11 protein-coding genes are annotated in these 11,914 nt (G+C 70.5%); 9 read left to right on the forward strand and 2 right to left on the reverse strand.

Annotated elements, in window-relative coordinates:
* The first annotated feature begins 37 nt into the window (after positions 1-37).
* Entirely contained in the window at positions 38-544 is a 507-nt protein-coding gene (locus ACO227_RS04990) for a CinA family protein (protein WP_423605787.1), read from the forward strand.
* Complete coding sequence (locus tag ACO227_RS04995) at positions 544-2,595, forward strand: NAD(+) synthase (protein ID WP_423605788.1); 2,052 nt, start codon at positions 544-546, stop codon at positions 2,593-2,595. The genes ACO227_RS04990 and ACO227_RS04995 overlap by 1 nt, the downstream gene beginning before the upstream one ends.
* A 160-nt stretch (positions 2,596-2,755) precedes the next feature.
* Here ACO227_RS04995 and ACO227_RS05000 read toward each other — a convergent pair whose 3' ends face one another.
* On the reverse strand, positions 2,756-4,339 hold the full coding sequence (locus ACO227_RS05000; RefSeq protein WP_423605789.1) for a cisplatin damage response ATP-dependent DNA ligase: 1,584 nt from the start codon (positions 4,337-4,339) through the stop codon (positions 2,756-2,758).
* 240 nt (positions 4,340-4,579) lie between these two features.
* Between ACO227_RS05000 and ACO227_RS05005 the strand changes: the two genes are divergently transcribed.
* Complete coding sequence (locus ACO227_RS05005; RefSeq protein WP_423605791.1) at positions 4,580-5,419, forward strand: metallophosphoesterase; 840 nt, start codon at positions 4,580-4,582, stop codon at positions 5,417-5,419.
* A gap of 61 nt (positions 5,420-5,480) precedes the next feature.
* Positions 5,481-5,801, forward strand: a complete 321-nt coding sequence (locus ACO227_RS05010) for a hypothetical protein (protein WP_423605792.1) — start codon at positions 5,481-5,483, stop codon at positions 5,799-5,801.
* Between the two features lie 31 nt (positions 5,802-5,832).
* Here the strand turns inward: ACO227_RS05010 and ACO227_RS05015 are convergent, their stop codons facing one another.
* Positions 5,833-7,053: a phospholipase D-like domain-containing protein gene (locus ACO227_RS05015; RefSeq protein WP_423605793.1), complete on the reverse strand. Its 1,221-nt coding sequence runs from the start codon at positions 7,051-7,053 to the stop codon at positions 5,833-5,835.
* A gap of 117 nt (positions 7,054-7,170) precedes the next feature.
* Between ACO227_RS05015 and rpoZ the strand changes: the two genes are divergently transcribed.
* The 5 genes from rpoZ (at position 7,171) to ACO227_RS05040 (ending at position 11,814) form a co-directional block, all read left to right on the forward strand.
* A complete protein-coding gene (rpoZ, locus tag ACO227_RS05020; RefSeq protein ID WP_066578961.1) occupies positions 7,171-7,515 on the forward strand; it encodes a DNA-directed RNA polymerase subunit omega in 345 nt (114 codons plus the stop codon).
* A gap of 138 nt (positions 7,516-7,653) precedes the next feature.
* Positions 7,654-9,036 (forward strand): glycosyl transferase family protein, encoded by a 1,383-nt coding sequence (locus ACO227_RS05025; RefSeq protein ID WP_423605795.1) that lies wholly within the window; start codon positions 7,654-7,656, stop codon positions 9,034-9,036.
* Complete coding sequence (locus tag ACO227_RS05030) at positions 9,033-10,037, forward strand: hypothetical protein (protein ID WP_423605797.1); 1,005 nt, start codon at positions 9,033-9,035, stop codon at positions 10,035-10,037. Before ACO227_RS05025 ends, ACO227_RS05030 begins: the two co-directional genes overlap by 4 nt.
* 59 nt (positions 10,038-10,096) lie before the next feature.
* Positions 10,097-11,011: a sulfite exporter TauE/SafE family protein gene (locus ACO227_RS05035; RefSeq protein ID WP_423605798.1), complete on the forward strand. Its 915-nt coding sequence runs from the start codon at positions 10,097-10,099 to the stop codon at positions 11,009-11,011.
* A complete protein-coding gene (locus ACO227_RS05040) occupies positions 11,008-11,814 on the forward strand; it encodes a TIGR02186 family protein (protein WP_423605800.1) in 807 nt (268 codons plus the stop codon). The genes ACO227_RS05035 and ACO227_RS05040 overlap by 4 nt, the downstream gene beginning before the upstream one ends.
* The last annotated feature ends 100 nt before the right edge of the window (positions 11,815-11,914 follow it).

Raw genomic sequence — 11,914 nt, forward strand, 5'->3', positions numbered from 1 at the left:
AGTGGCGCGCCCGCCCGGTTGCGGCTAAGGCCGGGCGATGACCGAAACCCTTTCCCCGGTCCTGCCCGACGACGTGGACCGCGCCGCGCGCGACGTGCTCGAAGCCGCCTGCGCGAAAAAGCTCAGCCTCGCCACCGCGGAAAGCTGCACCGGCGGCATGCTCGCCTCGCTGCTCACCGATGTCGAAGGCGTGAGCTCGACCTTCGAGCGCGGCTTCGTCACCTATTCGATCGAGGCCAAGTGCGAGCTCCTCGGCCTCGCGCGCGACTTCGTCGAACGCTGCGGCGCGGTGAGCCGCGAGGTGGCGGTGGCGATGGCCGAGGGCGCGCTGGAGGGCAGCCATGCCGACATCGCATTGTCGATCACCGGTTTCGCCGGACCCGGCGGACCCGGCGACGAACCGGGCCTGGTCCACTTCGCCTGCGCACGCAAGGGGCGCGAAACCGCGCATCGCGAGAAGCATTTCGGCGATATCGGACGCGGACCGACCCGGATCGAATGCATGGCGGTCGCGTTGGAGATGCTCGGGGAGGCAATCCGCTGATGGCGAAGCACCGTTTCTATTCGATCCATGCTCATGGAATGGTGCGCGTCGGCGCCTGCACCCCGCTTGCCAGCGCTGGCGACATCGCCGCCAACACCGCCTCGCATATCGAGCTGGCGAAACAGGGTGATGCGGCCGGCGCGGACCTGCTCGTGTTCACCGAGCTCGGCATCACCGGCTATGCGATCGACGACCTGCACTTCCAGGACGCGGTGCTGCGCGCGACGCGGCAGGGCGTCGCCGACCTCATCGCCGCGAGCACCAAGCTCAAGCCCGTGCTGGTCGCCGGCGCCGCGCTCGAGCGCAACGGGCGGCTATATAACTGCGCGGTGGTGATCGCGCGCGGAAACGTGCTCGGCGTCGTCCCAAAGAGCTATTTTCCCAATTATCGCGAATATTACGAGAAGCGCTGGTTCGCCTCGGGAGCGGGCCTGTCGGGCGAGATCGAGCTGGCGGGGCAGACCGCGCCGTTCGGCACCGACCTGATCTTCGCCGCGGAAGACATGCCCGATTTCGTCTTCCACGCCGAGATCTGCGAGGATTTCTGGGCGCCGATCCCGCCCTCCACCTATGGCGCGCTCGCCGGCGCGACGATCCTGTGCAACCTCTCCGCCTCCAACGTCGTGGTCGGCAAGGCGCGCCAGCGCGCGATGCTGTGCGCGGCGCAGTCGGAGCGCGGCGTCGGCGCCTATGTCTTCTCCGCCGCCGGGCCGGGCGAGAGCACCACCGACCTCGCCTGGGACGGGCAGAGCCTGATCTACGAGCTTGGCGACCTGCTCGCCGCCTCGGGCCGCTTCGACCTCGAGCCCGAGATCGTCACCGCCGACATCGACGTCGCGCGGATCCGCCAGGAGCGGATGCGCTTCGGCACCTTCAACGACACCGCGGCGGCGCACGGCCATCCCGAGACCGAGTTCCGCCGCATCGGCTTCCGCCACGAGCCGGGCTTCGACGATACCGGCCTTCATCGCCGGATCCGCCGCTATCCCTTCGTCCCCAACACGCCCGAAAAGCTCGACGAGGATTGCTACGAAGCCTTCAACATCCAGGTCGAGGGGCTGCGCAAGCGCATCTCGGCGACCGGTTCGCAGAAGCTCGTCATCGGCATCTCGGGCGGGCTCGATTCCACCCATGCGCTGATCGTCGCGGCCAAGGCGATGGACCGCATCGGCCTGCCCCGCGCCAACATCCTCGGCTTCACCATGCCCGGTTTCGCGACCGGCGAGGGGACCAAGGGCAATGCCTGGGCGCTGATGAAGGCGCTCGGCGTCACCGGCGAGGAGATCGACATCCGCCCCGCCGCGCGTCAGCTCCTGACCGACATGGGGCATCCCTATGCGGCCGGCGAGCCGGTCTACGACATCACCTTCGAGAATGTGCAGGCCGGGCTGCGCACCGACTATCTCTTCCGCCTCGCCAACCAGCGCGGCGGCTTCGTCGTGGGCACCGGCGACCTCAGCGAGCTGGCGCTCGGCTGGTGCACCTATGGCGTCGGCGACCATATGTCGCATTATGCCGTCAACGCCGGGGTGCCCAAGACGCTGATCCAGTATCTGATCCGCTGGTGCGTCGCGACCGGCCAGTTCGACGCCGACACCGACAAGGTCCTGGAAGCGATCCTCGCGCAGGAAATCTCGCCCGAGCTGGTTCCCGCCGGCGCCGACGGCGCGCTGCAGAGCACCGAGGACAAGGTCGGGCCCTATGGCCTCAACGACTTCTTCCTCCATTATACCGTGCGCCACGGCCTCGCGCCGTCCAAGATCGCCTTCCTCGCCTGGCATGCGTGGAAGGACGCCGCGGCAGGCGAATGGCCGCTCGGCATCCCGGCCGAGGCGCGCGCGCAGTACGACCTCGCGACGATCCGCCACTGGCTCGAGAAATTCCTGTTCCGCTTCTTCGTGACCAGCCAGTTCAAGCGCAGCGCGATCCCCAACGGGCCCAAGGTCTCCTCCGCGGGCGCGCTGTCGCCGCGCGGCGACTGGCGCGCCCCGTCGGACGGCAGCGCCAAGCCGTGGCTCGACGAGCTGGAGGCGAACGTCCCGAAGAACTAGGGCCAATCGGCATTCAAGATTGAGCGTCCTTATTCCTCCCCCTCCGGGGGAGGAATGTTGAATGTCGATCCGCCTATTCCGTGCTCCTGCGACGGCAGGAGCCCAGGGTGGCAAAGGCAGCGTTCTTGGCTCCGGGCTCCTGCTTTCGCAGGAGCACTGGTCAGGTGACGAGCCGCTCCAACCCGGCGATCGTGTCGGCTTCGGCCGCGGGCTTGTCGGTGCGGATGCGGCTGATCCGCGGGAAGCGCATCGCCAGGCCCGACTTGTGGCGCTTGGAGGCGTGGATCGAATCGAACGCGACCTCCAGCACCAGCGTCTTCTCGACCTCGCGCACCGGCCCGAACCGCGCCACCGTGTGGTTGCGCACGAAACGGTCGAGCCATTTCAATTCCTCGTCGGTGAAGCCGAAATAGGCCTTGCCCACCGGCAGCAGCTCGCCGCCTTCGGTCCACGCGCCGAACGTATAGTCCGAATAGAAGGACGAGCGCTTGCCCGACCCGCGCTGGGCGTACATCAGCACGCAGTCGGCGTTGAGCGGGTCGCGCTTCCATTTGTACCATAGGCCCACGCGCCGCCCCGTGACATAGGGCGAATCGCGCCGCTTGAGCATCACCCCCTCGATCGCCGCGTCGCGTGCCCCCGCGCGCAGTTCCTCCAGCGCCGCGAAATCCGCCGCCTCGATCAGCGCCGAGACGTCGAACCGCTCGGGATCGAGCCGCGCCGCGAACGCCTCCAGCCGCTTCCGCCGCTCGCCCCAGCCGAGCTCGCGCAAATCCTCGACCCCGTCGAACAAGATGTCGTAGAGCCGCACGAACGCCGGATAGTCCGCCAGCATCTTGGCCGGCACCTGCTTGCGCCCGAGCCGCTGCTGCAGCGCGTTGAAGCTCGCCGCGCCGCCTTCTCCGCCCTGCGCCTCGCCCTTCACCAGCAGCTCGCCGTCAAGCACGCCCGGCGTCGCGAACGCCGCCGCGACCTCGGGGAAGCTCCCGGTGATGTCGTCGCCCGCGCGGCTGTAGAGCCGGGTCTCGCCCGCGACATGGACCAGCTGGACGCGGATTCCGTCCCATTTCCACTCGGCCGCATAGTCGGCGAGATCGACCTCAGTCTCCTCCAGCGGGTGCGCGAGCATGAACGGACGGAACACCGGCACGTCGGCCGCGGTCGGCTGCGCGCCGCGCCCCTCGGCCCAGTCGAACAGCGGCGCATAGGGCGGCTGAAGTCCGTGCCACACCTCCTCCACCGCATCGACGTCGAGTCCGAACGCCTCGGCCAGCGCGGTCTTGGCGAGCCGTGCCGACACACCCACCCGCAACGCCCCCGTCGCGAGCTTGAGCAGGGCATAGCGCTCGTCGGCCTCGAGCCGGTCGAGCATCGCGCCGAGCGCGGCGGGGGCGTCGGAGCGCGACAGGCTGCCGAGCCGGTCGACCACCGCGCTCACCGTCAGCGGTTCGCCGACAGGCGGGGGCACCGCAGGCTCGGGCCAGATCAGCGCCACCGTCTCCGCGGTATCACCCACGAAATCGCGGCTCAGGCTGAACAGCACCGGATCGACGCGCTCGCTCACCAGCGCGCGGATGATCGCCGGCTTGACCGCGGGCAGGTCGAGGTCGCCGGTCAGTGCCGCCATGGCCCAGCCGCGATCGGGATCGGGTGTCGCCTTGAGATACGCGCCGATCAGCCGCAGCTTTGCGTTGCGCGAGCGCGTATAGATCAGCCGGTCGAGCAGGTCGGCGAAAGCGCGCATGACGGCTGAACATGGCGCAGCCGCAACGGTTCCGCCAGGGTGTGTACCCAATACCGGCAACGGCCGTGACGGAGCGGATTTTGGTGCACAGGCAGGAGCGAGGAAGGAGCGATGGGTTTCCATCGTGACTGACGAGCGACGCCGCTGTGCGCCAAAAGACGCCCGCCCCGAAGGGGTCGCCGTGGGAAGCGGCGATCACGACCATTGCCGGTATTGGGTACACACCCTAGACGGGGCGCCATGAAGCGCGTGCTCGCCGTCCTGCTGCTGCTCGCGCTGGCGATTCCGCTCATCGGCTACCGCAACGCCACCGCCGATCCCCTCGTGCGCCGCGCCAATGTCGGGTTCGAAAGCTGGCCCGCCGCCGCGCCGCCGGTCCGCGTCGCATTGCTCGCCGACATCCACGTCCAGGGTCCCGACCTCAGCCCCGAGCGCATGGCGCGCATCGCCGCCCAGGTGACCGCGCAGAAGCCCGACCTGATCCTGATCGCGGGCGATTTCAGCGGCGACCGCGCGCTCAGCACCCGCCTCTATTCGGAAGCCGAGATCGCCGCCTCGCTCAAGGGGCTGAAGGCGCCGCTCGGCGTCCATGCCGTGCTCGGCAACCACGATCACTGGCGCGACGGCTCGGCGATGCGGCGCGCGGTGACCGCCGCGGGCATTCGCGTCCTCGCCAACCAGGCGGTGCGCGCAGGCCCGCTCATCATCGCCGGCGCCGACGACATCCATACCGGCAATGCCGACGTCGAAGCGCTGGCTCGCGCCGCCGCGGCATTGCCCGGCCCGACCGTGGTGCTGAGCCACAGCCCCGACATCGCGCCGCTATTGCCGCCGCGCTTCGGCCTGGTGCTGGCAGGGCATACGCATTGCGGCCAGATCGTCCTGCCGCTGGTCGGCTATCTCGCCACCGCCTCGCGCCATGGCGAGCGCTACGCCTGCGGCATGATCCGCGAGCCGGGCCGCACCACGATCGTCTCGGGCGGGATCGGCACCAGCGTGCTGCCGTTGCGCTTCGGCGCGCCGCCCGATTTCTGGATCGTCACCATGGGCCCTCTCGCGCCGGCCGCAACGGCGCGCTAGGTTCCGTGCCGCCCCGTGGGCCGGCCGCGATTCGCGCGTGCCGTTGGGAGGGATTGCCTAGATGAAGACTGCCCTGTTCGCCGCGCTCGCGGCCGTCACGCTCGCCCCCGTTGCCGCGGCGCAGACGGCGCCGGCCCCGGCGCCCGCCGCTCCGGCAGCAGCAGCCGCCGCCAAGTTCAACCTCGACACGCCGATCCAGGACATCGTCGCCGACGCCAAGGCCAAGGCCGCGCTCGAGGCCAATCTGCCCGGCATCACGACCCATGAATCCTACGAGATGTTCAAGGGCATGAGCCTCAACCAGCTGTCCGGCTATGCCGCCGACAAGCTCACCCCCGAGGTGCTCGCCAAGACCGCGAAGGCGCTCGCCGAGGTGAAGTGACTCGATCGGCCCCGGGCGCGCGCGTCCGGGGTCAGTCCCGCGGCCCGAAATTGAGCAGCCGCGTCACGCGATAGTCGAGCACGCCCACCACCAGATACACCGCCGCCTGCTTGAGCCGCGTCCACGGACCGGTGCGTGCACGATGCAGCTCGGGCGTCACCTCGAGCGACCGCGCCACCTCGGCATCGACATAGGCGCCGACATGCGCGGCGAAGGCGCGGTCCTCGATGCGCAGCATCACCTCGAGATTGAGGAACAGGCTGCGCATGTCGAAATTGGCCGATCCGATCTGCACCGCGTCGTCGATCACGAACAGCTTGGTGTGCAGCTTGGTCGGCAGATACTCGAAGATCCGCACGCCGCGCCGCAACAGCCCGCGATAGGTGAAGCGCGCCGCCCAGATCGTCAGCGCATTGTCGGTGATCGAGGGGAGCACGATCCGCACGCTCCCGCCGCGCCGCGCCGCGCGGCCGAGGCGCAGCAGCATCGCCGGGCTCGGGAAGAAATAGGCGGCGAGGATGTCGATTCGCCGCGCATGCTTGAGGTCGCGCCGCACCGCGCGCGCCCAGGGGGACAGCCGCCGCGTCGGCCCGCCCATCAGCCAGCGCAGCCGGCCCTCGGGCTCGCTCCAGTCGGCGAGCGCCTTGCGCAGCACGCGCAGCGGCGCGCGGGGCCGCTTCGCCCAGCGCCACAGCGCGTCGAAATAGCCGCTCAGCCGCGCCGCCGCGGGGCCCTCGACCAGCAGGCCGAGGTCGCGCCATCCGTCGCTCCCCGGCGCGCCGAAATAATCGTCCTGGATGTTGAACCCGCCGATGATCGCGCGCGCGGCGGCCGTCTCGGCATCGGCCAGCGCGACCTTCTGGTGGTTGCGCAGCAGATAGCGGCGGCCGAGCCGCGGCACGAAGAAGCAGACATTGCCCCCCGCCTCGCGCAGCGGCGCGAAGAAGTCCTTGTCATAGACGGGGTCGCTGCCGAGCCCGTCGACGATCAGCGTCACCTCCACCCCGCGTGCCACCGCCGCGGTCATCGCGTCGCGCACCCGCTCGCCCACCGCGTCGTCGGTATAGATATAGTAGAGCAGCCGCAGCGAGACCTGCGCGCCCTCGATCAGCGCGATCAGCGCCTCCAGGCGCCGGGGGCCGGTGTCGAGCAGGGTCAGCCGGTTGCCCTCGACCGCGAATACCGGCTGCGGCGGGGGTTCGGGCGGCAAGCCTTGCGCGATTGCGGGTCGGTTCGGGTCGGCCTGCTGCATCGCGCCCGGATTGCACCAAGCGCGCGCGCATCGCCAGCCCCCGATTTTCTTGACTCTTGCCGGGGGCGACCCTAGATGGCGCCCTTTCCTGTATTCCCTGCCCGAAGGAAGCGTTTCATGGCGCGCGTCACAGTCGAGGATTGCGTCGACAAGGTCTCCAACCGATTCGATCTGGTGCTGCTCGCCGCACAGCGTGCGCGGCAGATCTCGGGCGGCGCCGAGCTCACGCTCGAGCGCGACCGCGACAAGAACCCGGTCGTCGCGCTGCGCGAGATCGCCGAAGAGACCGTCCGTCCGGACAATCTCGAGGAATCGCTGGTCGGCAGCCTGCAGCGCGTGCAGATCGACGACGAGGAAGCGCCCGACGAGGTCGGCTCGCTCGCCGCGTCGGCCGAGGCGCTGCGCCTCACCGCCGCCGCGCCGCCGCGCAACCAGAATCTGGGCGCCGACTACGACGGCTGATCCGTTTCGGACTAGATGACCGATAACAAGCGCCGGCATCCCCTTGGGATGCCGGCGTTTTTATATTTTCGCGAGTCACAACAAGCACTTGATCGCCTTCGCTCCGAATCGGACAATCGCTGATCCGAATCGGGGGGAATGCCGTTGGGCATCGAGGCGGTCATCCTGGGTGTCGACGCCGTCGCGCGCGAGGCGATGCTGTTCGCGGCGATCGGCTTTCTCATCGGCGGGGTCGACGACCTCGCCGTCGACCTGGTCTATTTCTGGTCCAGCACCGCCAGATGGCTGAGGCCCGCGCCGCGCCGCGCGCCCGCCCGCGACGGCGGCCGCCTCGCAGTGTTCATCCCCGCCTGGGACGAGTCCGCGGTGATCGGCCAGATGCTGCGCGCCGCGCTCGCGCGCTACGATTATGCCGATTACCGGCTCTATGTCGGCGTCTATCCCAACGATCCCGCGACGCTCGCCGCGGCCGGCGCGGTCGCCGCCGAGGATGCGCGGGTCCGCATCGTGATCAACGATCGGCCCGGCGGCACCACCAAGGCCGATTGCCTCAACGCCGTGTGGCGCGCGCTGCTGCGCGACGAGGCGGTCGAGGGGCGCGTGCGCGCGGTCGTGCTGCACGATGCCGAGGACGTGGTTCACCGCGACGAGCTCGGCGTGATCGCCGCCTGGCTCGCCGATCACCAGGCGGTGCAGATCCCGGTCCTGCCGCTGCCCGATCCGCGTTCGCCGCTGATCGCCGGCCACTATCTCGACGAGTTCGCCGAAGCGCACGCCAAGAACCTCGGCGTGCGCGAGGCGCTGGGCGCCGCGCTGCCCTTCGCCGGGGTCGGCTGCGCGATCGACCGCGCGCTGCTCGGCCGCATCGCCGACGCGCGCGGCGGGCTCCCGTTCGACGAATCGAGCCTGACCGAGGATTATGAGCTCGGCCTCACCGTCGCGGCGATGGGCGGCCGGACCAAGCTCGCGCGCAGCTACGACGTCGACGGCCGGCTCGTCGCGGTGCGCGGCTATTTCCCCTCGGCGCTGCCCGCGGCGGTGCGGCAGAAGGCACGCTGGATGACCGGCATCGCGCTCGCCGGCTGGGACCGCACCGGCTGGGCGCGCAAGGGCTCGCTCGGCGAGCATTGGATGCGCATGCGCGACCGGCGCGCGACGCTGGCGATCCCGGTGCTGGCGATCGCCTATGTCGCGCTGATCGCCTGGGGCGCGTCGCTCGCCATCCATCTCGCCGCCGGATCGCCGCTGCCCGTGCCCGAGGGGGCGGTGCGCTGGATGCTCCTGGCGAACGGCGCGCTGCTCGGCTGGCGCGTCGCGATGCGCGCGCTGTTCACCGGCCATGCGTTCGGCCCGGTCGAAGCGATGCTGTCGATCCCGCGCCTCTTCGTCGCCAATCTCGTCGCGCTGCTCGCGGCGCGGCGGGCGATCGCCATCTACCTCCCCACGCTGCGCGGCCAGCGCCCCGTGTGGGACAAGACCGCGCATCATTTCCCCGAAGCCGAGGAAAGCACCCCGGCATGAACGGGCGAGGCCGGCCGCTGCGCTTCGTCGCGCTGGTCGCCTTTGGCTGGGCGAGCGCGCGCACGGTCATGCTCTGGCCCGAGGGCGCGTCGCTGCCCGAGGCGATCGAGGCCGCCTTTCCCCTCCGCCCCGCCGCCGCCGCGACGGCGCCGAAAGCGGAGCCCGTTCGGCCCGCGGTCCGCGCGCTTCCGGCCGCGAGGCGCCCGCCCGCCGCGCCAGCGCGTCTCGCGGGCGAATCCATCGTGGCACGCGGCGATCCCGCGCGGATCAACCTCGCCACGCTCGGCCTGGTCGCGTTCGGCCGGGAGGAAGCGCTCGGCATCGCGCCGGGAACGCTCCCCCGGCACCCGGCGCCGCCCTCGATGCTGCCCGAGCCCGCCCAGCCCTCGCGCTGGTCGGCGAGCGCCTGGTTCGTCACGCGCCGCGGCGCGGCATCGGGCGGCGCGATGCTCGGCGGCGACCAGGCAGGCCTGCGCATCGCCTATCATCCGGGAAGCGGGCGCATCGCATTGTTCGCGCGCCTGACCGCGCCGCTCGCGGGACGCGGCAAGGAAGCGGCCGTCGGCGTCGACTGGCAGCCGACCGCGGCGCCCGTGCGCGTCGTCGCCGAATATCGCGCGGGCCTCGACGGCGTGCCGGGCGGTCCCGCGCTCGGTGTCGTGGCGGGTGTCCATGGCGTGCCGCTGCCGCTCGATTTCAAGCTCGAAGCCTATGGCCAGGCAGGTGCGGTGGCGCGCAAGCGGATCGATCCGTTCGCCGACGGCGCATTGCGCGTCACGCGCGAGATCGCCCGCGCCGGCAACGCCAGGTTCGATGTCGGCGCCGGCGCCTGGGGCGCGGCGCAACGCGAGGCCGCACGGCTCGATATCGGCCCGAGCGCGATCGCCACCGTGCCCGTCGGCGACAACGCCATCCGCGTCGCGATCGACTGGCGCGAGCGCGTCGCCGGCGATGCCCGGCCCGGCTCGGGGCCCGCGCTCAGCCTCGGCGCCGACTTCTAACCACTTTCCTGCGCGCCTGCCTTCCGCATGCCCCGATGAGCGGCTACGCAGGGGTGCCCATGGATCTCTACCTTCCCATCGCCAATCTCTCGGTCAACGCGATCGTTATCGTGATGCTGGGGCTGGGCGTCGGGCTGCTCTCGGGCATGTTCGGGGTCGGCGGCGGGTTCCTCACCACGCCGCTGCTGATCGTCTATGGCATCCCGCCCACCGTCGCCGCCGCCTCCGCCGCGAGCCAGGTGACCGGGGCGAGCGTGTCGGGCGTGTTCGCGCATCTGCGGCGCCAGGGCGTCGATCTGCATATGGGCCTGGTGCTGATCGCGGGCGGGGTGCTCGGGTCGGGCGCGGGCGCGGTCCTGTTCCGGCTGCTCCAGGCGAGCGGCCAGATCGATACCGTGATCGCGGTGCTCTACGTGCTGATGCTCGGCTCGATCGGCTGGCTCATGCTCTCCGAATCGCTCGGCGCGATCCGCGCGTCGCGCACCGGCGAGCCCCCCCGCGCGAAGCGGCGGCGCCACCACCCGATGGTCGCGGCGCTGCCGCTGCGCTGGCGCTTCTACCGCTCGGGCCTCTACATCTCGCCGCTCGCGCCGCTGCTGCTCGGCTTCGCTACCGGCATCCTGACGATGCTGCTCGGCGTCGGCGGCGGGTTCATCCTGATCCCGGCGATGCTCTATCTGCTCGGCATGCCGACCCAGGTCGTCGTCGGCACCTCGCTGTTCCAGATCCTGTTCGTCAGCGCCGCCGCGACGATGGTGCATTCGGTGACGACCAAGGCGGTCGACATCGTCCTCGCCGTGCTGCTCCTGCTCGGTTCGGTGGTCGGCGCGCAGCTCGGCACCCGCTTCGCCGCGCGCGCCAAGCCCGAATATCTCCGCCTCGCCCTCGCGCTGATGGTGCTGCTGGTGGCGCTGCGCATGCTGCTCGGCCTCGCCTGGCGCCCGGACGAGATCTACACGGTGCAGCCGGGATGAGGGGAGAGCTCGCATCTGTTTCGGCTTCGCTGAAACGCCGCGCCGGCCCGCTCCTTCTCGCGCTCGCCGCGCCGCTGCTGCTCGGCCAGGCCGGGCCGGTGCTGGTACCCGACGTGTCGCAGCGCGAGATCGAGATCGCCTACAGCTTCACCGGCGCCGACCTGCTGCTGTTCGGCGCGATCGTCGACGACCGCGGACGCGCCCCGGAAGCGGGCGAGCCGCCCGCCGACATCGTCGTCGTCGTCAAGGGGCCGACCGAATCGGTGCTCGTGCGCGAGAAGCAGAAGATCGCCGGCATCTGGGTCAACGCCGATCGCACCCGCTACCGCTCGGCGCCGTCCTTCTACGCCATCGCCTCGTCGCGCCCGATCCGCGACATCGTCGACGCACGGACGCGGGCGATCTACGAGCTCGGCCTCGACAGCCTCCAGCTCTCGCCCGCCTCGGGCGCGGTGCCCGCGGTGCAGGCGCGGTTCGATTCCGGCCTGGTCGACCTCAAGAAGCGCACCGGCCTCTACTACGAGGCGCCGGGCACGGTCGAGATCTCCGACGGCGTGCTCTATCGCGGCCGCGTCAACATCCCCGCCCGCGTCCCCGTCGGCCGCTTCACCGCCGAGACCTTCCTGATCCGCGACGGCCGCGTCCTCGCCGCCGCCGTTCGCGACATCGACATCCGCAAATCGGGCTTCGAGCGCTGGATCGCGCGCGCCGCCGAACGCTCCTCGGTGCTCTACGGCATGGCGGCGGTGCTGCTCTCGGTCTTTTTCGGCTGGGCGGCGGGTGCGATCTGGAGGAGATTCTGACGATTGCATTGGGCGCGGCGCCGGCCACAAAACGCAAGCACGCGAACCCAATCTTTACTTTGAATGCTCCATATCGGTCCGGTTTGAACCGGGGAGCAAC

Source organism: Sphingomonas sp. MS122 (genome assembly GCF_049532975.1).
Lineage (GTDB): Bacteria > Pseudomonadota > Alphaproteobacteria > Sphingomonadales > Sphingomonadaceae > Sphingomonas.

Coding starts and splice junctions, on each gene's coding strand:
- ACO227_RS05015 (WP_423605793.1), bottom strand. CDS start 7,053: ATGCAGCAGGCCGACCCGAACCGACCCGCAATCGCGCAAGGCTTGCCG.
- ACO227_RS05035 (WP_423605798.1), top strand. CDS start 10,097: ATGGATCTCTACCTTCCCATCGCCAATCTCTCGGTCAACGCGATCGTT.
- ACO227_RS04990 (WP_423605787.1), top strand. CDS start 38: ATGACCGAAACCCTTTCCCCGGTCCTGCCCGACGACGTGGACCGCGCC.
- ACO227_RS05040 (WP_423605800.1), top strand. CDS start 11,008: ATGAGGGGAGAGCTCGCATCTGTTTCGGCTTCGCTGAAACGCCGCGCC.
- ACO227_RS05000 (WP_423605789.1), bottom strand. CDS start 4,339: ATGCGCGCTTTCGCCGACCTGCTCGACCGGCTGATCTATACGCGCTCG.
- ACO227_RS05005 (WP_423605791.1), top strand. CDS start 4,580: ATGAAGCGCGTGCTCGCCGTCCTGCTGCTGCTCGCGCTGGCGATTCCG.
- ACO227_RS05030 (WP_423605797.1), top strand. CDS start 9,033: ATGAACGGGCGAGGCCGGCCGCTGCGCTTCGTCGCGCTGGTCGCCTTT.
- rpoZ (WP_066578961.1), top strand. CDS start 7,171: ATGGCGCGCGTCACAGTCGAGGATTGCGTCGACAAGGTCTCCAACCGA.
- ACO227_RS05025 (WP_423605795.1), top strand. CDS start 7,654: ATGCCGTTGGGCATCGAGGCGGTCATCCTGGGTGTCGACGCCGTCGCG.
- ACO227_RS04995 (WP_423605788.1), top strand. CDS start 544: ATGGCGAAGCACCGTTTCTATTCGATCCATGCTCATGGAATGGTGCGC.
- ACO227_RS05010 (WP_423605792.1), top strand. CDS start 5,481: ATGAAGACTGCCCTGTTCGCCGCGCTCGCGGCCGTCACGCTCGCCCCC.